Below are 21,803 nucleotides of genomic sequence, written 5' to 3'. Positions count from 1 at the left end.
CCATGACTTCTTCTCTTTCCCAAGGCACGCCGGCCATCGAGCTGCGCAATGTGTCCTGCCGCTTCATCTCGCCCGACGGCAAGGCGACCGTCGCGCTGCGCGACTTCAGCATGTCGGTTGCGCGCGGCGAGTTCGTCGCCATCGTCGGGCCTACGGGCTGCGGCAAGTCCACCACGCTCAGCATGATCACGGGGTTGCTCAAGCCGACCACGGGCGAAGTGCGCGTGATGGGCGCGCCCGTGAACGGCATCGATCCGCGCATCGGCTTCGTGTTCCAGGCCGACGCCGTGTTCCCGTGGCGCTCGGTGCTCGACAACGTGGCGGCGGGGCCGCTCTATCGCGGGCGCTCGAAGTCGGCGGCCTACGACGAAGCCAACGAATGGCTGCGCCGCGTGGGACTCGCCAATTTCGGCAAGCACTATCCGCATCAGCTTTCCGGCGGCATGAGAAAGCGCGTGGCGCTTGCGCAGACCTTCATCAACAAGCCCGAAATCCTGCTGATGGACGAGCCGTTCTCGGCGCTCGACATGCAAACGCGCACGCTGATGCAAGACGAGCTGCTGCAGCTTTGGGGCGGCACGGGGTCGGTGGTGTTCGTCACGCACGATCTCGAAGAAGCCATTGCGCTCGCTGACCGCGTGTTCGTGCTCACCGCACGGCCGGCCACGCTCAAGAAGGTCTACGAGATCGATCTGCCGCGCCCGCGCGTGACATCCGAGATCCGCTACGCGCCGCATTTCGTCGAGCTGTCGCGCCAGATCTGGCACGACCTGCGCGAAGAAGTGCAGATCGCCTAACTTCCGGAGCTGTCGAATCATGTCCACCCCGCAACAAACGCTGCCGCAAGGCCTCGATTCCGCCTCGCTCGACGCTGTCGAGCGAGCCGCGCAAAAGCGCATTCGTCAGCGCCAGGCGCTCGTCGTCGCGCTGCGCATTCTCGTGCTCGTCGTGGTGCTGGGCGGCTGGGAAATCGCCGCGCGCCTCAAATGGATCGATCCGTTCTTCTTCTCGATGCCCACCGCGATCTTCGATCAGATCGTCGACTGGTTCGTGAACGGCACCTCGCAAGGGCCGCTGCTCACGCAGGTCTGGGTCACGCTCGAAGAAACGGGCCTCGGCTTCATCATCGGCTCGGTCGCCGGCGTGTTCTGCGGCATCGTGCTCGGCCGCAACAAGCTGCTCTCCGACGTGTTCAGCCTCTATATCAAGATCGCCAACTCGATTCCGCGCGTGGTGCTCGGCTCGGTGTTCGTGATCGCGCTCGGGCTCGGCATGGCGTCGAAGGTCGCGCTCGCGGTCGTGATGGTGTTCTTCGTGGTGTTCGCCAATGCCTTCCAGGGTGTGCGCGAGGCCGACCGCTACATGATCGCCAACGCGCAGATTCTCGGCGCGTCGCGCCGCCAGGTGACGACCTCGGTCGTGATTCCCTCGGCGCTCAGCTGGATTCTCGCGAGCCTGCACGTGAGCTTCGGCTTCGCGCTGGTCGGTGCCGTGGTCGGCGAATTCCTCGGCTCGAAGCAAGGCATCGGTCTGCTGATCTCGACGGCCCAGGGCGCGTTCAACGCGAGCGGCGTGTTCGCGGCAATGATCGTGCTCGCCGTGGTCGCGCTCGCCGCCGACTATCTGCTCACCGCAGTCGAGCAGCGCCTCCTGAAATGGCGGCCCGCGCCTTCGAACTGACCGGATCAGGTTCCCCTGTCCGGGCTGCGTGAGGCGCAAGCCTCCCGGCCCGTGAGCCGCGGCGCACTGCCAACGCGCCGCGTTTTTTATTTCTGGCGCCCAGCATCGCGCCCCAACCCTACTTCGGTTGCGCGACCGTGCGCAGATACGGCTTGAGTGTCTTGAAGCCCTGTGGGTACTTTTGCTTCGCCGCGTCGTCGGAAACCGAAGTCGGGATGATTACGTCGTCGCCGGGCTTCCAGTTCACCGGCGTCGCCACCGTGTGCTTCGCGGTCAGTTGCAGCGAATCGAGCAGGCGCAGCACCTCGTCGAAGTTGCGGCCGGAACTCATCGGGTAGACGAGCATCGCCTTCACCTTCTTGTCCGGCCCGATCAGGAACACCGAGCGCACCGTGGCGTTGTCGGCGGCCGAGCGCGGGCTCGCGCCGCTCGCGTTCGGATGGATCATGTCGTAGAGCTTCGCGACGTGCAGGTCCGGGTCGCCAATCATCGGATAGTTGACGGCGCTGCCCTGCGTTTCCTCGATGTCCTTCGCCCACTTCTCGTGGTCGCTCACCGGGTCGATGCTCAAGCCGATGATCTTCGTATTGCGCTTGTCGAATTCCGGCTTGAGCTTGGCCATATAGCCGAGTTCGGTCGTGCAGACGGGCGTGAAATCTTTCGGATGCGAGAACAGGATGGCCCAGTGATCGCCGATCCATTCGTGAAAACGAATCTTGCCTTCAGTGGTCTCCGCAGTGAAATCCGGTGCATCTTCTCCAAGACGAATCGTCATCTTCAGTCTCCTGAATGCAGTGATCTTCAGTTCGCGAGAGTCTGCGTGCGTACGCGCGAAAGTGCTTCGCGCTTTTGCATTTTAGGTAGTCCGCGGCGCGCTCATGAAATTTCTTTCTGGTTTCACTTGCATTACATCTACCATACATTTAGCCCCTTTGTCGCTCAAGGCATACTTCCGCAGGCTGGAGTCGTTGCACGACGCATAGCAGCGTGCCAGTTCCTGGTGTCACTCCTGGTTTGCATACCGCCCGCCGCCAGGCGACGCTATTCACGTAACATCCGTGCGGCAGCGCCCGGGCGGGCAGGCGATTTTCCACAAGGCGTGATATCGTTTTGTCATCGGATTCGAATGCCTGCATGCACCCGTCAATCGAACTCTGTTACTTTCGCGAGCGTCGCCATGAGTGATGTACGCCACCATCTGAGTCCGCGCGACCGCGTGGAACTGCTCTGCTGGCTCACCTGCGGGAGCCTCGGAGCCTACTATCTCAACGAGTCCTGGCCCAACGCGGCCTTCCACGTTCAGGCGGCGCACAAGTGGCTCGACCGTCACGCGCGCGAAGCCGACTGGCTCGCGATCGCGCGGCTCGCCGCCATGGCGCAGGACATCGCGCAGCAGCACGCATGGTTCGTCGACGCGGTCTGGGCGCGAGACGCCGTCGAAGAAATTCTCGATACCGACGATTTGAATTACCAGGCCAAGCTCGTTCTGCAAGTGCTCAAGGACTGCGAACGAGCGCTCGCCGACCGCCGCCCGGCCGAATAAGGCCCAGTTCGATAGCAGCCTCACCGCGAGTTCACCGCGCACGCGCACGCCGTTCGTTTCTCCATCAAATGATGGATGCGCGGCCACGATCATCCGAACATACTGCCGCTTTCAGCGCCGGCCCGTCCCCCTATGCCGGCCGCTCGTCCATGCGGGAGAATGCAGATGACTCGCTACCCCACCCTCGTGCTCGCCGCCGCGCTATTCGCGTTAGTGTCAGCGAGTTCCGCCGCGCTTGCTCAAACCGGCGGCCATGGTTCGACCCTCAGCACCGGACGCTCCCTCCAGTTGCAGAAGGCTGCAAAGCCGGCTCAAAAGAGCCAGCCAACCGCGAAGGCCACGAAGCCCGCGCCGCAATCGCTGCGCTGGCTCGAAGCGGAAACGCCCTGAAGCCAACTTGCGCGCCCGCGCCGGATTCCCCGCCGCATCACTGCCGCACCGCTCCGGCTTGATGCACGCCGCCCGCGACCATACCGCCGCGGAAGGTCGGCTGCTGGACCGAAAACACGAAGGTCTATGGGCGAAAAATCCCGTTCTGACCTTCGCGTACGCCTTGGAAACGGGTGTGAGGCAAGACCTCTCGCCCTGCGACGCCCCCGCTGACGGCCCGCATAGAACGGCTGGCACTGCGGGTTCTCAATCGAGCGGGCGGCCCGCCGGATCGCGAATCAGCGGCAGCGCGAGCATCGACACCGCCCCGCAGCCGATCAGATACCAGGCGGGCGCGAGAGGGTTGTCGAGCAGCTTGATGAGCCACGTTGCGAAGAATTGCGCAAAGCCGCCGAAGATCGACACGCCCACGCAATACACCACGGACATCCCCGTCACGCGAATCGACTGAGGGAAGAGCTCAGGCAGCATGACGATATTGGGGACCGCCGTGAACGCGACGAGCGCGCCCAGCACGGCCACGACGGCGAGCACCGTCGCGATGGTCGGCACGGCATGAATGACCATGAACGCGGGATAGATCACCGCGATGAGCATCACGCGCGAGACACCCATCACCCACTTGCGGCCCACGCGGTCGGACAGCATGCCGGCAAACGGCGAGCATACGGCCGTGACGAGCGCCGCGACCAGCGCCGCGCTCATGCCGACCGACATCGGCAGGCCGAGGATCTTGATCGCATACGTCGACATATAAAACAGCACGATATAGTTGGCCGCCGTGCCGCCGATCGTCGTGACGACGCCGGCCACGAGCGCCGTGCGATGGCGCCCGAAAATCTCGCGCAGCGGGCGCGCCATATCGGCCACGGGCCGGGTGTCTTCCGCGTCGACAGGGTGCGCGAGCGTTTCGTCGAGATGGCGGCGAATGTACACGCCCACCGGCACGACCAGCATGCCGATCACGAACGGCACACGCCAGCCCCAGCTTTCGAGCGCGGCCTGCGAGAGCGTGGTGGAGAGCGCCACGCCGATGAGCGAGCCGAGCACCATGTTGAGCCCCTGGCTCACGAACTGCCAGCTGCCGTAGAAACCGCGCGAGCGGTCGTCGGCGTATTCGAGCAGGAGCGACGTGGAGGCGCCCACTTCGCCGCCCAGCGCGAAGCCTTGCACGAGACGCGCGAACAGGATCAGCGCAGGCGCCGCGAGTCCGATCTGCTGATAGGTGGGCGCGAACGCAATGAGCGCGGAGCCGAGCGCCATGAGCCACAGCGTGAGCGTCATGGCGGCCTTGCGGCCCACGCGGTCGGCGAACGCACCGATCACGATGCCGCCGATGGGCCGCGCGACAAAGCCCACGCCGAAGCTGCCCACGGCCAGCATCAACTGGTTCAGCGAGCCATGCACCGGAAAGTAAAGCGAGCCGATGATGGAGGCAAAGAAGCTGTAGACCGTGAAGTCGAAGAACTCGAGCCCATTGCCGAGCGTGATCGCGAAAATGGCCTTTGCTCGCGAGCCGCGCGTGGCCGCCGGTGCGGCCGCTGGCGCCTGAAGCGGGGTGGCGTTCATCGTGGGTCTCCTCCCTGTGTCTCGTGTCTTTGGTGTCGGCCGTGGCCGGCTTCAGCCGCGCAGGAAGCGCTCGGCGAGCCGCACCCAGTATGTGGCGCCCGTGGCGAGACAGTCGTCGTTGAAGTCGTAGCCGGGGTTGTGCACCATGCAGCCGCCTTCCCCATCGCCGTTCCCGATGACGAGGTAGCTGCCCGGGCGGCGCTCGAGCAGGAACGAGAAGTCCTCGCTGCCCGTGAGCGGCTCCATGTCGTGAATCAGCCCTTCCTCGCCGAGCCAGTCGCGCGCGACATCTTGCGCGAACGCGGTCATCGCCTCGTCGTTCACGAGCACCGGATAGCGGCGCTGGTAGTCGATGCGCGCCGTCGCGCCATAGGCGCTCGCCTGCGCGTGGACGAGCGCGGTGATGCGCGCCTGCAGCAAATCGCGCACTTCAGGGCGCAGTGCGCGCACCGAAAGCCGCATTTGCGCGGTTTGCGGAATCACGTTAGGGGCGTCGCCCGAGTGAATCGCGCCCACGGTCACGATCGCCATGTCGAGCGGCGGCACGTTACGCGACACGATCGTCTGCAGCGCGAGCACGACGTTGGCGCACACCACCACCGGGTCGATCGCCTTATGCGGCATCGCGCCATGACCGCCGCGCCCGTCGATGTCGATGATCACCGTGTCCGACGAAGCCATGAACGGCCCTGCGCGGAAGCCGAGCTTGCCGGTGGGGAAACCGGGCATGTTGTGCATGGCGAACACGGCGTCGCAGGGAAATCGCTCGAACAGGCCCTCGTCGAGCATGCGCTTCGCACCGCCCAGGCCTTCTTCGGCGGGCTGGAAAATGAGGTGCAGCGTGCCATTGAAATTGCGCGATTGCGCGAGATGCTTGGCCGCCGCGAGCAGCATGGCGGTGTGTCCGTCGTGGCCGCACGCGTGCATCGTGCCGGGAATGCGGCTCGCGTACTCGAGGCCGGTGTTCTCGTGAATAGGCAGCGCGTCCATGTCGGCGCGCAGGCCGAGGCGCTGCTTGCCGTCGCCCACCTTGAGCGTGCCCACGACGCCCGTGCCGCCGAGACCGCGGTGCACCTCGTAGCCCCACCCGGTGAGGCGCTGTGCGACGAGGTCGCTCGTGACGAACTCTTCGAAGCCCAGTTCCGGATGCGCGTGGATCTCGTGGCGCAGCGCGATCATCTCCTCTTCGATCGCGGCGATCGCAGCCGGGATAGCCATCGTGTTCATACGAATTCCCTCAACGGACAGTGTGAATTCGCTCGAGAATAATGACGTCGCAATTGCACCGACAGCCCTAAAATGGTTGCCCCGCCAACCGGAAGTGCGCACTCGGGTAATCCCTTATGAAGTTCCACCAGTTCCGCGCGCTCGTCGCCATGGCCGACACCGGCAGCATTCGCGCCGCCGCGCGACAGCTCGGCATCTCGCCGGCGGCCGCGACGAAAGCGGTGCGCGAACTCGAAGCCGAGCAGCAAATCGCGCTCGTCACGCGTAACGCCAACGGCATCGCCTTCACGGAAGCCGGTCAGGCGCTGCTCGTGCATGCGCGGCTCGTCGTGCACCAGATGTCGCGCGCCCAGGACGAACTCGACGCGCGGCGCGGGCGCGGCGGCGGCAAACTCGCGATCGGCGTGACGCCGTGGCTCGCGCTGTCGTTCCTGCCCGACGCCGTCACGCTGTTCCGCGAGCGCATGCCCGGCATGCAGCTGGAGTTCTACGAAGGACTGCTCAATATCGTGATGCCGCGGCTGCGCGACGGCTCGCTGGACTTCTCGCTAGGCAAGCCAGGCCCTGCCTCGTTGCATGCTGAATTCACGCAAACGCCGATCTTCGCTACGGAGTCGGCCGTGGTCGTGCGCAAGGGTCATCCGCGCTCCCAGGCGCATACGCTCAAGGAGCTTCAGGACTGCGAATGGTTGCTCAACTGGGATCCGGCAAGCAAGGAGATGATCGCCGACGATGTGTTCCGCCGCCACGGCCTGCCGCTGCCGCAGAACGTGCATCTCGCGCATTCGTTCGTGGTGGCGATGGGACTCATCATGAATACGGACATGGTGAGCATCTTCCCCTGGCCGCTCGTGGAAACGCGCATCGCGCGTGAAAACCTGCGCGCCCTCGCGCTTCAGGAAGAAGTGGACCGTACGGTGGTGAGTGTGGTCGCACGGCGCGGCGTGCCGCTCTCCGCCGCGGCCGACTGCTTTCTGGAATGCCTCAAGGAGGCGATTCACGCGGGTGAGGGTTCGGCGAATCCCGAGCGCAGGCGGCTGTATCACACGCTTGAATTGCTGATCTGATTGTTTTTGTCGGTGTTTTTGATGCTTTGGCCTTTTCTTGTTTTCACGTCGGTACATTAGCGTTGCCCCTGTGCGGGGCAACGCTCGCATGCCGACGCGAATACAAGAACAGCCCAAGGCGCGGCCTGACTAGCCCTTGCCAACCCTTCGTCCAAGATACAATGCGGCTGCGTCCGATCCGTCTCTCGCTGCCTCTACCCCACATGCAGAATTCTATCCGGGGCTTCCTGCTAGGCCCGTTGCTCAAAGGTGTTTCCCGTTCGTTCTACCTCACGATGCGCGTGCTGCCAACCGGCATGCGCGATCCTGTCGGCGAGGCTTACCTGCTCGCGCGAGCGGCCGACACCATCGCCGACACCGCGCTGATTCCGCCCGAACGGCGGCTCGCCTTGCTGCTCGCGTTACGTGAACGCGTGAACGGTGCCGACAAGGACGACAATCTGCTCGCGCGTCTGGCGGGCGAGGTCGCGGGCCAGCAAACGCAGTCGGACGAGAAACTGCTGCTCGAATCGCTGGGCGGCGCGCTGCAAGTGCTCGAGCAGCTCGACGAGCCCGATCGCAAGGCCGTGCGCGAGATCGTCACGACGCTCACCGAAGGCATGGAATTCGATTTGCGCACGTTCCCCGACGAGCGTTCGGGCCAGGTGGCGGCGCTCAATACGTGGGACGAGCTCGACCGCTACACGTACCTGGTCGCGGGCTGCGTGGGCGAGTTCTGGACGAAGATGACGTACATGCATTTGCCGGGCGCGCTCGCGCCCTCGCTCGAAGAGACCATGTGCGCGCGCGGCGTCCGCTTCGGCAAGGCCTTGCAGATGGTCAACGTGCTGCGCGACTGCGGCAAGGATCTGCGCATCGGCCGCTGCTATCTGCCCGCGACGATGCTTGCCCAGGCCGGGCTGAGCGCGCAGGATCTCCTGCAGCCTGGCGCGTCGGCGCGCGCGCACCCGATCATGCTCGAACTCGTGCGTATCGCGCTCGATCACTTCCGCGCGGCCATCGACTATACGCTCGCGCTGCCGCGCCTTTCGGTGCGCCTGCGGCTCGCATGCCTGTGGCCGATCCTCATCGGGCTCGAAACGCTCGAACGCCTCGTCGAAAACGACGACTGGCTCGATCCCGCGAAGACCTCCAAAATCACGCGCCACGATGTCTATCGCATCCTGGCCTGCTCCCTCTTCCTCGCGCCTTCGAATGCGCAGCTCGGCAAGTGGTTCAAGCGGCTTTTCGCGCGCATCGAGGCCCGTATCAAGCACTGAAGCCAGGCACAAAAAAAGCGCGCTTCACAGCGCGCCTTTGCGGGATGCGCGGCCGCGCTCAACCTTGCTGCGCACGATACAGCTTGATGATTGCCGAAAAATCGAGCTTGCCGTCGCCGCGGCTGCTCATGGCCTGATAGAGCTGCTGCGCGAGCGCGCCCATATATGCGGGCTGATGCGCGGCTTTCGCGGCGTCGGTGGCGAGGCCTAGATCCTTGAGCATGAGGTCGGTGCCGAAGCCGCCCGTGTAGCCGCGCGACGAAGGCGCGGTCTCGATCACGCCCGGGTACGGGTTGTAGGTATCCGAGCTCCAGCAGCGGCCCGTGGATGTGTTCATGATCCCGCCCAGCACTTTCGGGTCGATGCCCAGCGCCTCGCCCAGCGCCATCGCCTCGGCCACGCCGGCCATCGTGACGCCGAGCACGAGGTTGTTGCAGATCTTCGCCACCTGCCCCGTGCCCGTCTCGCCGCAATGGACGATGTTCTTGCCCATGCCCGAGAGCACCGGCTTCACGCTCTCGTAGAGCGCCGCGCTGCCGCCCACCATGAAGGTGAGCGTGCCCGCCGCCGCGCCGCCCGTGCCGCCCGAGACCGGCGCGTCGACGAACGCGTTGCCCTGCGCCGCGGCGAGCTTCGCGAACTCCTTCACGCTCGCCGGATCGATCGTGCTCGAATCGATGATCGTCACGCCCTTCGCGATGCCCGCGAGCACGCCGTCCTCCGCGGTGAGCACGCTGCGCACGTGCGCCGCCGCGGGCAGCATCGTGATGACGCACTCCGCGCCGCCTGCCGCCGCCTTCGCCGATGCCGCCTTCTGCGCGCCCGCGTCGGCGAGCGTCTGCATCGCGCTCGCGCTCAGGTCGAACACCGCCACCGTATGGCCCGCCTTGAGCAGGTTGAGCGCCATCGGCGCGCCCATGTGGCCCAGCCCGACAAATCCGATTTTCATGAGCCTGTCTCCGTTATTGTTCAGCATCCCTTATCGCTTACGGACGGCGCATCAGCGCAGGCTGATCGTCGTGTTCACGCCGTCGCTCACGGTCGCGTCGTCGAACCAGCGCGCGGTGACCGTCTTCGTCTGCGTGTAGAACTGCACGACCTGCTTGCCGTACGGGCCGAGATCGCCGAGCTTCGAGCCGCGCGAGCCCGTGAAGCTGAAATACGGCACCGGCACCGGAATCGGAATGTTGATGCCGACCTGCCCGATGTCGATCTCGCTCTGGAACTTGCGCGCCGCCGCGCCGCTTTGCGTGAAGAGGCCCACGCCGTTGCCGAACGGATTCGCGTTGACGATGGCGATGGCTTCGTCGAGCGTGTTCGCCGTGAGCACCACGAGCACCGGCCCGAAGATCTCGTTCGTGTAGATGTCCATATCGGTTTTCACGTTCGTGAACACCGTGGGACCGACGAAGTTGCCGTTCTCGTAGCCCAGCACCTTCACGTCGCGCCCGTCGAGCGAGAGCGTCGCGCCCTGCTTCACGCCCGACTCGATCAGGCCGAGAATGCGGGCCTTCGCCGTGCGCGAGACGACCGGACCGACATCGGTCTTCGGCTCGTGGCCCGCGTTGACCTTGAGCGTCTTCGCCTTTTCCACCAGCTCGCCCACCCACTCTTGCGCCGCGCCCACGAACACGGCCACCGAGGTCGCCATGCAGCGCTGGCCCGCCGCGCCGAACGCCGCGCCCACGAGCGCGTTGAGCGCCTGCTCGCGATTCGCGTCGGGCAGCACGACCGCGTGATTCTTCGCGCCCATCATCGACTGCACGCGCTTGCCGTGCTCGCTGCCGAGACGATAGACGTGCGTGCCGACGGCCGTCGAACCGACGAACGAAATCGCCTTCACGAGATCGTGCGTGCAGATCGCGTCGACGACTTCCTTGCCGCCATGCACGACGTTGAGCACGCCCTTCGGAATGCCGGCTTCGAGCGCGAGCTCGACGAGCTGCATCGTCGAGAGCGGGTCCTGCTCCGAAGGTTTGAGCACGAACGTATTGCCGCAGACGATCGCCATCGGGAACATCCACAGCGGGATCATCGCAGGGAAGTTGAACGGCGTGATGCCGGCGCACACGCCTAGCGGCTGCTGCAGCGTATAGGTGTCCACGCCGCCCGCCACGTTCTCGGCGAAGCCGCCTTGCTGCAATGTGCCGATCGAGCAGGCGTGCTCGACCACTTCGAGGCCGCGGAAGATGTCGCCCTCGGCGTCGGGCAGCGTCTTGCCCTGCTCGGCGGTGAGCGTCTGCGCGATGCGCGGCATGTTCTCGCGTATCAACGCCTGGAGCTTGAGCATGATGCGCATACGCGTGCCGAGCGGCGTGTTCTTCCACGTGGCGAATGCGGCGTGCGCGGCCTTCACGGCCCGGTCCACTTCCTCGACGGTCGCGAATGGCACGCGCGCCAGCACTTCCTGCGTAGCGGGATTGACGATGTCGCGCCACTCCGTCGTTTTCGACTCGACGAACTCGCCATCGATCAGCAGCTTGACGGTCGAAACGTGCGCGTTGGATGCCTGAGTCACTGCGTTCATCTTGAACTCTCCCTGAAGGATTCGATCGGCCGGCCTGGGCCGGATATAGCGAAATGGGTGGAAAGCGCGGCGTCTTCAATCGCCTCGCGAGCGCGGCATGCGAGCGGCTGCCGTCACGCTGGGCATGCGGGGGATGGAGGCGGGCGACATCTGGAAAGGCGTGCCGGGAACGGGCGCGGCCGCAGCATGCAGGGGAATCGACTGCGTTTGCATCGGTTGTCTCCATCCTTGTTCGTAGTGGCGCTATGTACAGATGTGGCGCTCTTTAAGCGAGTATAGTTATTCGAATATCCACGGCATATAGATGAAAAAGCCCATCCGACATGCAAAAACACACAACGGGCAAAATGGAGACACTGAACTGGGACGATTTGCGCTATTTCCTGGAAGTCGCGCGAACGCAGCGAGCGAGCGGCGCCGCAAAGCGCCTGGGCGTGGACCACACCACGGTCGCGCGCCGTGTACGAGAGCTGGAGGCGGCGCTAGGCACGGTCCTGTTCGACAAGTCGCGCTCGGGCGGCTTCGTGCTGACGGCAGAAGGCCAGCGCCTGCTCGCCTACGCCGACGCCGTGGAAACCACCGTGCAGTCGGCCAGCGAGCAGTTCGCGATCGGCGCGCAGTCGCTTTCGGGCCATGTGCGCGTGGGTTCGACGGAGGGCTTCGGCTGCTTCTTTCTTGCGCCACAGCTGGCGCGCTTCACAGGCCAGCATCCCGACATGTCGATCGACCTGCTGCCCGTGCCGCATTTCGTGAGTCTTTCGAAGCGCGAAGCCGACCTCGCGATCATGCTGGAGCGCCCCGAGCGCGGGCAGTACGTGTACACGAAACTATGCGATTACCGGTTGCGCCTGTACGGCACGCCGGCGTACCTGGCGCGCCACCCCCGCATCCGCACGCCCGCCGATTTGCGCGATCACGCCTTCATCAGCTACGTCGCCGATCTCGCGTTCAGCCACGAGTTGCTCTACCTCGAACGCACAGCGCCGAACGTGACCGCGAATCTGTGCAGCACCAGCGTGATCGCGCAGTACCACGCTGCGTTGCAGGGCAGCGCGCTCGCGATCCTGCCGTGCTTCATGGCCGAGCCGGACCCGCGCCTCGTGCCGATCCTGCCCGACGAAATCGCCGTGACGCGGCGCTTCTGGCTATGCAGCCGCGAAGACCTGCGCAAACTGCGGCGCATCACGTCGCTCTGGGATTACCTGCGCGCGGCCGCCGATGCCAATCGGCCGTTGCTGATGGGGGAATCTCCGGAAATGCATTACGTCGAGCCCTGAAATCCGGCTGCACCGCACACGGGATGCAATAAAAAACCGCACATGCAGTCCACGAACTGGACTGCATGTGCGGCCTTCAGCAAAACCCGGAGACACCCGCTCCGGCCTCACCCGCGCCTCGAAAAGCGAGGGGTGCGCCGGCTAGCGATGCTCAGGTCCCAACCGGGCGGATCGTCAGCGCGTTGTGCACCGACGTCACGCCATCGACGCCCTTGGCGACACTGCCGGCGCGCTCGATCTGCGACTGCTCGGGCACGGTGCCTTGCAGGGTGACGGCGCCGTCCTTCGCGCGCACGGTGATGTTCGAAACGCTGAGGTTGTTGGTACGGGCGAGGGCCGAACGGACCTTGCGGCTCAGCGCGCGGTTGGCTGCGCGGGCCTGCTTCAACGCTGCCTTCGACTGGTTGACGTTGTGCTGGGCGGTGGCCGTCGGACCGCTTGCGGCGGCAGCAGCCGGGGCCGAAGCGTCCTGTGCATAGACCTGGAACGAAGCCGCCACCAGAGCGGTGGCTGCGGCAAGCTTGAACACCTGAATAGCCTTCATGCAGTTTCTCCTGTTGTCACAGTTTTATTTCTGGCCCACGAACGGGCCCGTTCACTACACCAATGACTACAAAACATTCGCGCGCCAAACCGCGATGGGAAGTAACAATACCGCAACTATTTCATTCTTGACACGAAGCGGGCCCAAACTGTGATTCCACGCCACACTTCTCACGGCATTCTGCAGACGAAAAGGTGGATTGCCCAAATAGTGAATCCTTCATGCACCGATGGATTCGATGGCTTCACGAATTGCCCCATCCATTCCGCTGTTAAACGTCTTTGTGCAATTTGTTCGAGCATGATCGGCACGGTCATGCGATATGAATCAGCGGGCAATGACATGCGTTTCGTTATTGAGCTCCGTTATTCGAACAGCAACGCACATCACGCAAGCAGCGTTGACAATATGCGGGCAGCGGTTAACCCGAATAGCGAATCCGCAACAAATAAGGGCGGCGGGTCGCGTCAATTGGCCAATTGCGTCTTTACCCATCGATAGAACTGCTGGATCGCCGCTTCGCGCGGATGTCCCTCGCGCCATGTGAAGTAATAGTCGAGCGAGGCCGGAATGCGGACCTGCCCCAACTGCACCAGTTCGCCACGTTCGATGAAGCCGCGCGCCAGTTGCAGCCGGGCCGTAGCCGCACCCTGCCCGGCCACCGTTGCCTGCAGCAGCAGGCCTGCGTCGTCGAACACGGGCCCGCGCTCGGGTTCCTCTCCGGCCACGCCCGCGGCTTCGAAAAAGTCGCGCCATGAGCGGCGGGAAAAGCGCAGCAGCGGCATGCTTGCAAGATCTTCGATGCGAAAGCCCGGATGGCGCGCGAGCAACGCCGGGCTGCAAACCGCCACCACCTGGTCGTCGAGCAGCTTGCGGATCTGGAAACCAGGCTCGTCCACCCGGCGATGCCAGATGCCGATGTCGAACGGATAGGGGTCGGGCGGCGTGACGTCGGCATGCATGCGCAGCGAAAGGTCGACCATCGGATGACGGTCGTAAAAGTCGCCCAGGCGCGGAATCAGCCAGACGGAAGCGAAATCGGACATCACGCTCAGTTCGAGCCGCGTCACGCCGCTCAAGCCGGGCCGCGTAGCGTCGAGCGCATCGCGCAGGTCGTCGAGGCTGCGGCGCACGCGCTCGGCCAGCTGCGCGCCCGCGGCGGTGGGAATCATGCGGCTGCCCGAGCGGCGAAAGAGCTCGACGCCCAGCTCCGTTTCGAGGGCGCGCAGGTGATGGCTCACGGCGCTGTGCGTCAAATGCAGTTCTTCCGCGGCGCGGCTGAAGCTGCGCCGCCGCGCGGCGGCTTCGAGCGCGCGTAGCGCCTGCAGAGGAGGGAGAGGTCGGGCCATGACGTCAAATTTTACTCACAATGCCGTCCGAAATCTCTCGCTGGCCCCGCCCACGGCAATCGCCAATAATCGACAGCCAGGTATTCAGACGGCTTTCTGGCTCTACCCGCACCATGACCTCACTCAGACTGCGCGTTTTCGCGGTATTCGCGCTCGGCTATTTCATTTCGTACCTGTTTCGCGGCGTCAATCTCGGTTTTGCGCCGTTTCTCGCGCGCGAAATGGGCTTCACGGCGACCGATCTGGGCACGCTGACGAGCCTCTATTTCCTCGGCTTCGCCGGGGCGCAGATCCCGGGCGGCGTGCTGCTCGACCACTACGGGCCGCGCCGCGTCACGGCTTGCGTCATGCTCGTGGCCGCGGCGGGCGCGTTCATCTTCGGCGTCTCGCACAACATGGCCGCGATGATGGTGGGCCGGCTCCTGATCGGCGTGGGCGTGTCGGTTTGCCTCGGCGGCGCATTCAAGGCCACGGCACAGCACTTTCCCGTCGCGCAACTCACCCTCGTCAATGGACTCGTGATGGCCGTGGGTGGGCTTGGCGGCGTCGCCGTAGGCGCCCCGCTTTCGTGGCTGCTCGCGATCGCCCCGTGGCGCGCGGTGAGCCTCGGGCTCGCGGCCTTCACGGTGCTAGTGGCCGCCATCATCTGGACCGGCGGTCCGCGCACACGCGACACCCATCACCAGGCCACCCATCACCAGGCCAGCGTGCTCGAGCAGTTCAAGGGCACCGCGCACATCCTGCGCAGCCATGCGTTCTGGAAGACCGCGACTTTCTCCGCGCTCACCCAGGCCGTGTTCTATGCCATGCAGTCGCTGTGGGTCGGCGCCTTCCTGCGCGACGTCGTGCCGGCGGGCACCGCCGATATCGGCGCACGCGCCGCCTCGCTCGTTTCCGTGCTGGGCGGCGCATTCATCGTGGGCAATATCGGCTTCGGCGCGCTCGCGCGCAGCTTCGAGCGGCGCGGCGTGAGCGTCCAGCGCTTCTCCGGCGTCACGATGCTGCTCTTCGTGCTCGTGCAAGCCATGCTGGCAGCCCGCGTGCCGCTGTCCGCGCCCTTGCTCTGGGCCGCTTATGGCGCGCTCGGCGGCACCGGCATTCTCACCTACGCGGTGCTCGCCGAATATTTCCCGCCGCGCCTGATTGGCCGCGTGAACACCACGTTCACGCTCGTGATCTTCATCGGCATCTTCGTTCTGCAGATCGCGATCGGCGCCGCGCTCGCCCACTGGCCGGCACTCGACGGGCATTACCCCGCCCTCGCGCATCAGACGGTGTGGGCCGTCCTCGTCGTCATGCAGGTGGCCGGCGCTGCCTGGTATTTCATGCCGTCGCGGCATGCCACCGCGCCGCGCCGCGCAGTCGAAACGCAATAAGGCACCGGCTTTGCCGCCCCGCGCGCGGCGCGCCGGGCGGGATACCCCTCTCGCGCTAGCCCGTGCTGCGCATCTCGATCCCGGCCTGGCCTGCGATACTCCGGATGTGCCAATGGCGCACGGCATGAGAAAATCCGTTTTCGAACGGAAATGCCCGACGCACCACCGCACGCACTTCAGCGGACTTTCCGGGACTTAGCCGTCTTTTCGGACGGTTTGCCGGCTTATCCGGCCGGTTCTACGATTGATTCGGGAAGACGCGCGGGAAAACGGCTGACTCGCGCAGCGCGTTCGAAGTTTTCCGATCCGCAAAGGGTCCGCTCAGCGTAAACTTCCGCTGTTGCCATTCGTTAGTGTCGATTCATGATAAAGAGAGAAACATCCATGCCAGAAAACACTCACTCGCACGACGGTCACACCGAATCGTGCGGCTGCGACCTGCTACATCTGCTCGACGGCGTGGACGAATTCACTCATCACGTTTTTCCGGGCAATAAAGCGCTGTTTCACAGCCTCGCCCACACCCAGGCGCCGCATACCCTCTTCATCACCTGCGCCGACTCCCGCGTCTCGCCGGAAATGATCACGCAGGCCAAGCCTGGTGACCTGTTCGTTTGCCGCAATATCGGCAATATCGTGCCGGCTTATGGCGAAATGCTCGGCGGCGTTTCGGCCGTCGTGGAGTTCGCGGTGCTCGCACTCAACGTGAAGCAGATCGTGCTGTGCGGCCATACCGATTGCGGCGCGATGAAGGGGCTCGCCTCGGGAGCGCAAGCCACGGCCGACATGCCCACCGTGCAAGCCTGGCTGCGCAACGCGGAAGCGGCGCACAGCGTGGTGAAGATTCGGGGTCTCGACGAAGATCATATTGTCCAGGCGCTCGTGGAGGAAAACGTCCGCCTGCAGCTCACGCACCTGCGGACTCACCCGGCCGTGGCGGCGCGCGTGGCGCAAGGCCAGCTCGAACTGCAGGGCTGGGTCTACGACATCGGACACGGCGAGGTCACCGTGCTTGATGAAGCGGGCAGCAAATTCCTGTCGCTCGGCGAAGCCCGCGCGCGCCTGCGCAAGCGCGTCGAGGCGTCATGACGGCCGCCGATGCGCCCATGCCTTGACGGCACCTCTCATTTTTTGCCGGCGCGGCGGTTCTCGCCGCCCGGAAATCTTCCCCATCCATTCCGCATGAACTGAAGTGCGCCCGAGGCGCATTTCGCGCTTTTGCCGCGCAATTATCTCGAAACTCGCAATAATTCTTTTCGAATTAGGGGTTTACCCTAGTCAAAAACCGGACTACACTCTGCCCCGTTCCCCATGCGGCGTCCCGCCGCACAAGAAGAATAATTCCGGAGATTGGTCGCTTATGCAGTCCGTTGCCATGCCATTTCCGTTACATCGCTCCTCGCATTTCCGTATCACCAGCACGACCGACGCATCGCGTCGCCCCGCGCTTCGCTAGTTCGGCGCGTGTCCTGTCGCCGCGCTCGCGCGCAACGGCAGGCGAACCCAAGGCCCACTCCGCGTCACCGTCGTTTTCGAGCCGCCCTCGCGTTGCGGCGAACGGCCCGCGCGCTTGCGCGTATGGACGCCAGGTAATGGGCACCGCACCCGTCACGGGCCCGAGCGCCCGGTTACCGAAGGAGAAGCATCCATGGTGTCCGCCAACAAGTCGCACGCGAAAGTCGAAGTGAAACTGCAGTTGCATCCGCGAGATCATCAGCGGGCAATGGCCGCCGCGAAGGCGCTCAATCTCGCGGAGCGCGAGTTTTTCGCACTCGCGCTTCATCTTGGCGCGACAGAGATCCTGCGTCAGACCAAAGTCGCCTGTTGAACCGGGCTTCGGCGCGTCGAACGTGTCCGGCTGCCACGCGGCTGTACAGATGCACTTGCGTATTGGAAACTGTCGCCTTTCGCTGAGGGCTCTCCGCCTGGCTATCGGGTTCGCGATGGGCGGCGGATCTCGCAGGCAGCGCGCGTAGGCGCCTGTAATTCGCGCATCGCGCGACGTGCACGCGAAAGAAACGCGCCACGCCTCGGGCAAGGCGTTATTTGGAGAGACTCGCGCGCACCGTGTATTCCGCGTCCTCGTCCGCTTCGAGCGCCTCTACGTGGGCGTGCGCCGCGTGGAAGTCGCTGGAGAGCGGCTCGACCGGATAGCCGTGGCGCTCCCAGGCGTCGAGGCCGCCCTTGAGCGCGCGCGCGTGATAGATGTGCTTGTTGCGCAATTGTTCGACGATGCGCTTGGCCGTCGCTTCGTTCGGGCAGACGCAGTACACGACGATCGGACGCCCGGCCAGCTCGGGCGCAAGCGCTTCGCTCGATTCGAGATTCAACGGCCGCGCCCCGGGAATCCGGTACGCCTCCTTCTCGCGAACGCTTTGAGGACGCGCGTCCAGCACGACGGGCGGTGCACTCGATTTCATCATTTCGTCGAGCTGCTGCGGCGAAATGCGATGCGTCGCGAGCCAGCGGCGGAACTGCAGGCGCCGCAGCCAGCGCCAGGCGAGGAACAGCACGCACGCGATGGCGAGCACGTCGAAGATGGTCATGCCGTTCGCGCGCACGAACGCGGCGAAGCGCACGATTTCCGCATGGAGCGCCGCGCCGCCAAGCAGCCACGTGCCCGCCCAGAGGGACGCGCCTACGGCATCCCAAAGCAGGAAAACGTGCACGGCCACCGCGGTCGTGCCGAGCAACGGCGCGGAAATGAGCCCAAGCCCCGGCACGAACTTCGCCACGGCGAGAATGGGTGCGCCGTGGCGCTCGAACACGTTGCGCGCGATCCGGATCGTCGTGTCCAGCGACAGCGAAAACCGCACGAGACCATTGAGCAGACGCCTGCCGCGCATGCGGCCCGCGGCGAACCAGAGCGAATCCGCGAGCAGCGTGGCGATCACCGCCGCGACCAGCAAACCCGCGTAGGACGTTTCGCCTCCGGCCGCCATCGTGCCCGCGAGTATCAGCACCGGCGCGGCCGGCACCGGCGCCCCGAGTTGCGTGACGAGCACGCTGAGAAAGACCGCTCCGGCGCCGAAATCGGGGGGAATCGCGGTGGGGAGCGTCAGCATTTCGAGGTGTCCTGCGTGCAGCGGGGTCCAGGTGGGAAAACATGGCGCGCACTCCGCGCCGGCCGAGGGTGGAGATTAACCCAACGGGCCATTCCTTGCTTACATTGACGCAAGCTCCAGGGCAACGGCGCACTGCGCGATCCGGCCCCGCTGTCGGCGCTTTCGCGCCTAGGACAAACGGTGCTACTCTCACAGAACCGGCTTTTCCCAGCGTTTTCCGTTCAGAAACATGCGTTACTGGCATCTCGACCGACCGAGGCAGACGGGTCAATTCGACCTCTCGCGCGTCACCAGCCTCGTCTCCGCCATCGGCCGCGACGACGCCAACGCGCTCGCCGCGGAGGTGCTGAACATGCTCGGGCCGGCGACCTCGGTCACGCAGTGCACGGTATTCGCATACGAATTCGGCAACCGGCCGCGCACGGTCTCCGTGGCCGATCATCGCGGCGGGCGCTTCCTGCGCGACGTCGCCGACACCTACGCCCGCCTCTTCTACGCGCTCGACGGCAACCAGCAGATCGTCACCGGCGGCGCGGGCGACAAGGCGAACTCGTCACTCGTGTTGCACTGGCAAAGCAGCGCGGACATCGCGCACGACGGCTACCGCGCTGCCTGTTATGCCGCGCCCAACGTATCCGACCGGCTTTCGCTGCTGTTGCAGCCGGCCGCCGATATCTGGCTCTCCGTCAACCTGTACCGCGAAAGCGACGCCGGCAATTTCCAGCCAGGGGAAGTGGAACTGGTCGAATCGCTCGCGCCGTTGATCGGGGAATCGGCGCGGCATCACTACACGATTCGCGGCCAGAGCCAGCTCGGTATTCCGCAACTCATGCTCGCGCGGCTGCGCGGTTTATGCCCCACGCTCTCCAAACGCGAACTGGACGCCCTGCGCGGCGTGCTCGAAGGGCGCAGCGCCGTTGAAATCGCGGAGTGCATGGGCGTGAAGCCCAGCAGCGTCGTGACGTATCAGAAGCGCGCATATCAGCGGCTGGGCATTTCGAGCCAGCGACAGCTTTTTGCGCTTTGCCTCGCGACGGATCAGGGCTGACGCCCGCCCCACGCGCGCGAACCGGAAGGCCTGCGCCTCTTCCCCTGTAAGCCCCCTGTACCCAAATTGAGGACAGCGGGCCGCCCTGCACGCTCCATACTGCCTCCATCGCCAGCGGTTTTCATTCGAGACACGCCGGCAACGACAAGACTTTCAGTATCGGAGACGCCTTTCCCATGAGTGCCGAATTCAAGCCGTATCCGTTCGAAGCGAAGCAATACGCCGCCCGCCTGCCCGAACTCAAGGGCGGCCACGAAGCCCAACGCCACGCCGTGACGATCGTGGGCGGCGGCCCCGTGGGCTACGCCGTCGCGCTCGGCCTCGCGAAGCACGGCGTGCGCTCGGTGCTGATCGAAGCCGATGAATCGGTATGCTACGGCAGCCGTGCGATCTGCATCTCGCGCCGCAGCCTCGAGATCATCGAGCGCCTCGGCGCGCTGGAAGGGTTTCTCGCGAAAGGCCTGCCGTGGACGGGCGGCCGCAGCTTCTATCGCAATGACGAAGTGCTGCACTTCACGATGCCGCAGGACGAAAACCAGAAGCTGCCGCCGATGGTCAACCTCGCGCAGTACCACATCGAGCAGTTCCTGCTCGACGCGGCCGAACGGCACGCCGACCTCATCGACATCCGCTGGCGCACGAAAGTGACGAGCGTGCAGCACCACGCGCACGGCGCGACGCTCGCGCTCTCCACGCCCGAAGGCGACTACACGCTCGATACCGACTGGCTCGTCGCCGCCGACGGCGGGCGCAGCACGGTGCGCGAGGCGCTGGGCCTGAAGCTCATGGGCACGAGTTACGAAGGCCGCTATGTGATCGTCGACATCCTGCTCGACAGTGCGCGGCCCACGGAACGGCTCGCGTACTTCGATCCGGCGTCGAATCCCGGCTCGACCGTGCTCGTCCACAAGCAGCCCGATAACGTGTGGCGCATCGACTATCAGCTGCGCGACGACGAGGACGCCGACGAAGCGACCAAGCCAGAGAACGTCATGCCGCGCGTGCAGAGCCTGCTCGACATGATGGGCGAGAAGGCGCCGTGGTCGCCGGTCTGGATCACGATCTACAAGGCCAACGCGCTCACGCTCGAGCGCTATCGCCACGGCCGCGTGCTGTTCGCGGGCGACGCGGCGCACCTCGTGCCGATCTTCGGCGTGCGCGGGGCGAACTCGGGCATCGACGACGCCGACAACCTCGCGTGGAAACTTGCCTGGGTCGTGAAGGGTCTCGCGGGCGAGACGCTCCTCGACAGCTATTCCGACGAGCGCGTGTACGCCGCGCACGAAAACCTGAGCTACGGCACGAAGAGCACGGAGTTCATGGCGCCGCCGTCGTTCGCCTTCGATTTGATGCGCACTGCCGTGCTCAGCCTTGCGCGCGAGCACGCCGCCGTGCGCTCGCTGATCAATCCGCGCCAGACCTCGGCCATCGCCTACGTGGGCTCGCCGCTCAACGCCGCCTCCGACACGTTCGCAAGCGGTCCGGCGCCGGGCGCGGTACTGCCCGAATGCCCGCTCACGATCGTCGATCGCGACGGCGCGCGTGAAGGTCATGTCACCGACCTGGTCGCCCCGCGATTCACGGCCTTCTACTTCAGCGAGGACGGCGCAACGCCGGCCCCGATCGCCGCGCTGGAAACGACGCTCGCCGAACGCGCGCTGCCATTCGCACTGGTGCCGCTCGCCCAACGGCGGCCCGCCGACACGCCGCGCCTCAGCGCGTGGGATCACACGGGGCGCCTCTTTCCGATGTACGCCGCCCAGCCCGGCACGCTGTATCTCGTGCGCCCGGACGGCCACGTGCTCGGCCGCTGGCACGGCGATGCCGATGCAACGGCGGAGCAGGCGCTCGCCGCGCTCGACCACGCGCTGCGCGCCTGAGC

General features: G+C 65.1%; 20 protein-coding genes. 12 read left to right on the top strand and 8 right to left on the bottom strand.

Features of this window, described 5'->3' with window-relative positions:
- The first annotated feature begins 2 nt into the window (after nucleotides 1–2).
- A complete protein-coding gene (locus tag BMI01S_RS25895) occupies nucleotides 3–797 on the top strand; it encodes an ABC transporter ATP-binding protein (RefSeq protein WP_028214688.1) in 795 nt (264 codons plus the stop codon).
- Between the two features lie 19 nt (nucleotides 798–816).
- Nucleotides 817–1,680 carry an ABC transporter permease gene (locus BMI01S_RS25890; protein WP_036021030.1) on the top strand — a complete coding sequence of 288 codons (864 nt, stop codon included), beginning with the start codon at nucleotides 817–819 and terminating at the stop codon, nucleotides 1,678–1,680.
- Nucleotides 1,681–1,798: 118 nt separating this feature from the next.
- On the opposite strand, the gene BMI01S_RS25885 is transcribed toward BMI01S_RS25890, so the two are convergent.
- Nucleotides 1,799–2,455: a peroxiredoxin gene (locus BMI01S_RS25885; protein ID WP_028214686.1), complete on the bottom strand. Its 657-nt coding sequence runs from the start codon at nucleotides 2,453–2,455 to the stop codon at nucleotides 1,799–1,801.
- 402 nt (nucleotides 2,456–2,857) lie between these two features.
- On the opposite strand from BMI01S_RS25885, the gene BMI01S_RS25880 reads away from it, so the two are divergent.
- Both BMI01S_RS25880 and BMI01S_RS25875 read left to right on the top strand, forming a co-directional pair.
- The gene (locus tag BMI01S_RS25880) at nucleotides 2,858–3,223 is read left to right on the top strand and encodes a hypothetical protein (protein ID WP_028214685.1); all 366 of its coding nucleotides are present in this window, start codon (nucleotides 2,858–2,860) and stop codon (nucleotides 3,221–3,223) included.
- Between the two features lie 165 nt (nucleotides 3,224–3,388).
- Entirely contained in the window at nucleotides 3,389–3,613 is a 225-nt protein-coding gene (locus BMI01S_RS25875; protein ID WP_028231974.1) for a hypothetical protein, read from the top strand.
- A gap of 246 nt (nucleotides 3,614–3,859) precedes the next feature.
- Here the strand turns inward: BMI01S_RS25875 and BMI01S_RS25870 are convergent, their stop codons facing one another.
- Nucleotides 3,860–5,182, bottom strand: a complete 1,323-nt coding sequence (locus BMI01S_RS25870; RefSeq protein WP_028231973.1) for an MFS transporter — start codon at nucleotides 5,180–5,182, stop codon at nucleotides 3,860–3,862.
- Between the two features lie 51 nt (nucleotides 5,183–5,233).
- On the bottom strand, nucleotides 5,234–6,409 hold the full coding sequence (locus BMI01S_RS25865; protein WP_028231972.1) for a M20 aminoacylase family protein: 1,176 nt from the start codon (nucleotides 6,407–6,409) through the stop codon (nucleotides 5,234–5,236).
- Nucleotides 6,410–6,525: 116 nt separating this feature from the next.
- Between BMI01S_RS25865 and BMI01S_RS25860 the strand changes: the two genes are divergently transcribed.
- Together BMI01S_RS25860 and BMI01S_RS25855 are read left to right on the top strand one after the other, a co-directional pair.
- Entirely contained in the window at nucleotides 6,526–7,476 is a 951-nt protein-coding gene (locus BMI01S_RS25860; RefSeq protein ID WP_028231971.1) for a LysR substrate-binding domain-containing protein, read from the top strand.
- Nucleotides 7,477–7,679: 203 nt separating this feature from the next.
- Nucleotides 7,680–8,735, top strand: coding sequence for a phytoene/squalene synthase family protein (locus tag BMI01S_RS25855; protein ID WP_028231970.1), 1,056 nt, complete (start codon nucleotides 7,680–7,682; stop codon nucleotides 8,733–8,735).
- A gap of 58 nt (nucleotides 8,736–8,793) precedes the next feature.
- Here the strand turns inward: BMI01S_RS25855 and mmsB are convergent, their stop codons facing one another.
- Nucleotides 8,794–9,684, bottom strand: a complete 891-nt coding sequence (mmsB, locus tag BMI01S_RS25850; RefSeq protein ID WP_028214679.1) for a 3-hydroxyisobutyrate dehydrogenase — start codon at nucleotides 9,682–9,684, stop codon at nucleotides 8,794–8,796.
- A 51-nt stretch (nucleotides 9,685–9,735) separates the two neighbouring features.
- A complete protein-coding gene (locus BMI01S_RS25845; RefSeq protein WP_028214678.1) occupies nucleotides 9,736–11,262 on the bottom strand; it encodes a CoA-acylating methylmalonate-semialdehyde dehydrogenase in 1,527 nt (508 codons plus the stop codon).
- Nucleotides 11,263–11,585: 323 nt separating this feature from the next.
- Here BMI01S_RS25845 and BMI01S_RS25840 point away from each other — a divergent pair, with 323 nt between their 5' ends.
- Nucleotides 11,586–12,539, top strand: a complete 954-nt coding sequence (locus BMI01S_RS25840; protein ID WP_028231969.1) for a LysR family transcriptional regulator — start codon at nucleotides 11,586–11,588, stop codon at nucleotides 12,537–12,539.
- 151 nt (nucleotides 12,540–12,690) lie between these two features.
- Here the strand turns inward: BMI01S_RS25840 and BMI01S_RS25835 are convergent, their stop codons facing one another.
- Together BMI01S_RS25835 and BMI01S_RS25830 are read right to left on the bottom strand one after the other, a co-directional pair.
- Nucleotides 12,691–13,083: a BON domain-containing protein gene (locus tag BMI01S_RS25835; RefSeq protein WP_028214676.1), complete on the bottom strand. Its 393-nt coding sequence runs from the start codon at nucleotides 13,081–13,083 to the stop codon at nucleotides 12,691–12,693.
- A 467-nt stretch (nucleotides 13,084–13,550) separates the two neighbouring features.
- Nucleotides 13,551–14,432, bottom strand: coding sequence for a LysR substrate-binding domain-containing protein (locus tag BMI01S_RS25830; RefSeq protein WP_028231968.1), 882 nt, complete (start codon nucleotides 14,430–14,432; stop codon nucleotides 13,551–13,553).
- Between the two features lie 113 nt (nucleotides 14,433–14,545).
- Here BMI01S_RS25830 and BMI01S_RS25825 point away from each other — a divergent pair, with 113 nt between their 5' ends.
- The 3 genes from BMI01S_RS25825 (at nucleotide 14,546) to BMI01S_RS25815 (ending at nucleotide 17,636) form a co-directional block, all read left to right on the top strand.
- Nucleotides 14,546–15,808, top strand: coding sequence for an MFS transporter (locus BMI01S_RS25825; RefSeq protein WP_028231967.1), 1,263 nt, complete (start codon nucleotides 14,546–14,548; stop codon nucleotides 15,806–15,808).
- Nucleotides 15,809–16,192: 384 nt separating this feature from the next.
- Nucleotides 16,193–16,897, top strand: coding sequence for a carbonic anhydrase (locus tag BMI01S_RS25820; RefSeq protein WP_036021026.1), 705 nt, complete (start codon nucleotides 16,193–16,195; stop codon nucleotides 16,895–16,897).
- Nucleotides 16,898–17,456: 559 nt separating this feature from the next.
- Nucleotides 17,457–17,636, top strand: a complete 180-nt coding sequence (locus tag BMI01S_RS25815; protein ID WP_028214673.1) for a hypothetical protein — start codon at nucleotides 17,457–17,459, stop codon at nucleotides 17,634–17,636.
- Nucleotides 17,637–17,850: 214 nt separating this feature from the next.
- Here the strand turns inward: BMI01S_RS25815 and BMI01S_RS25810 are convergent, their stop codons facing one another.
- Complete coding sequence (locus BMI01S_RS25810) at nucleotides 17,851–18,873, bottom strand: VTT domain-containing protein (protein ID WP_028214672.1); 1,023 nt, start codon at nucleotides 18,871–18,873, stop codon at nucleotides 17,851–17,853.
- 229 nt (nucleotides 18,874–19,102) lie between these two features.
- On the opposite strand from BMI01S_RS25810, the gene BMI01S_RS25805 reads away from it, so the two are divergent.
- Both BMI01S_RS25805 and BMI01S_RS25800 read left to right on the top strand, forming a co-directional pair.
- Nucleotides 19,103–19,921: a helix-turn-helix transcriptional regulator gene (locus BMI01S_RS25805; protein WP_028231966.1), complete on the top strand. Its 819-nt coding sequence runs from the start codon at nucleotides 19,103–19,105 to the stop codon at nucleotides 19,919–19,921.
- Between the two features lie 176 nt (nucleotides 19,922–20,097).
- Nucleotides 20,098–21,801: an FAD-dependent oxidoreductase gene (locus BMI01S_RS25800; RefSeq protein ID WP_028231965.1), complete on the top strand. Its 1,704-nt coding sequence runs from the start codon at nucleotides 20,098–20,100 to the stop codon at nucleotides 21,799–21,801.
- The last annotated feature ends 2 nt before the right edge of the window (nucleotides 21,802–21,803 follow it).

The organism is Paraburkholderia mimosarum LMG 23256 = NBRC 106338, assembly GCF_000739815.1.
GTDB classification, from domain to species: Bacteria; Pseudomonadota; Gammaproteobacteria; order Burkholderiales; family Burkholderiaceae; genus Paraburkholderia; species Paraburkholderia mimosarum.
This window is presented reverse-complemented; position numbering and strand designations above follow the sequence as displayed.

Coding starts and splice junctions, on each gene's coding strand:
- BMI01S_RS25845 (WP_028214678.1), bottom strand. CDS start 11,262: ATGAACGCAGTGACTCAGGCATCCAACGCGCACGTTTCGACCGTCAAG.
- BMI01S_RS25800 (WP_028231965.1), top strand. CDS start 20,098: ATGAGTGCCGAATTCAAGCCGTATCCGTTCGAAGCGAAGCAATACGCC.
- BMI01S_RS25805 (WP_028231966.1), top strand. CDS start 19,103: ATGCGTTACTGGCATCTCGACCGACCGAGGCAGACGGGTCAATTCGAC.
- BMI01S_RS25820 (WP_036021026.1), top strand. CDS start 16,193: ATGCCAGAAAACACTCACTCGCACGACGGTCACACCGAATCGTGCGGC.
- BMI01S_RS25815 (WP_028214673.1), top strand. CDS start 17,457: ATGGTGTCCGCCAACAAGTCGCACGCGAAAGTCGAAGTGAAACTGCAG.
- BMI01S_RS25890 (WP_036021030.1), top strand. CDS start 817: ATGTCCACCCCGCAACAAACGCTGCCGCAAGGCCTCGATTCCGCCTCG.
- BMI01S_RS25875 (WP_028231974.1), top strand. CDS start 3,389: ATGACTCGCTACCCCACCCTCGTGCTCGCCGCCGCGCTATTCGCGTTA.
- BMI01S_RS25865 (WP_028231972.1), bottom strand. CDS start 6,409: ATGAACACGATGGCTATCCCGGCTGCGATCGCCGCGATCGAAGAGGAG.
- BMI01S_RS25870 (WP_028231973.1), bottom strand. CDS start 5,182: ATGAACGCCACCCCGCTTCAGGCGCCAGCGGCCGCACCGGCGGCCACG.
- BMI01S_RS25855 (WP_028231970.1), top strand. CDS start 7,680: ATGCAGAATTCTATCCGGGGCTTCCTGCTAGGCCCGTTGCTCAAAGGT.
- BMI01S_RS25835 (WP_028214676.1), bottom strand. CDS start 13,083: ATGAAGGCTATTCAGGTGTTCAAGCTTGCCGCAGCCACCGCTCTGGTG.
- BMI01S_RS25840 (WP_028231969.1), top strand. CDS start 11,586: ATGCAAAAACACACAACGGGCAAAATGGAGACACTGAACTGGGACGAT.
- BMI01S_RS25860 (WP_028231971.1), top strand. CDS start 6,526: ATGAAGTTCCACCAGTTCCGCGCGCTCGTCGCCATGGCCGACACCGGC.
- BMI01S_RS25825 (WP_028231967.1), top strand. CDS start 14,546: ATGACCTCACTCAGACTGCGCGTTTTCGCGGTATTCGCGCTCGGCTAT.
- BMI01S_RS25895 (WP_028214688.1), top strand. CDS start 3: ATGACTTCTTCTCTTTCCCAAGGCACGCCGGCCATCGAGCTGCGCAAT.
- BMI01S_RS25885 (WP_028214686.1), bottom strand. CDS start 2,455: ATGACGATTCGTCTTGGAGAAGATGCACCGGATTTCACTGCGGAGACC.
- BMI01S_RS25830 (WP_028231968.1), bottom strand. CDS start 14,432: ATGGCCCGACCTCTCCCTCCTCTGCAGGCGCTACGCGCGCTCGAAGCC.
- mmsB (WP_028214679.1), bottom strand. CDS start 9,684: ATGAAAATCGGATTTGTCGGGCTGGGCCACATGGGCGCGCCGATGGCG.
- BMI01S_RS25880 (WP_028214685.1), top strand. CDS start 2,858: ATGAGTGATGTACGCCACCATCTGAGTCCGCGCGACCGCGTGGAACTG.
- BMI01S_RS25810 (WP_028214672.1), bottom strand. CDS start 18,873: ATGCTGACGCTCCCCACCGCGATTCCCCCCGATTTCGGCGCCGGAGCG.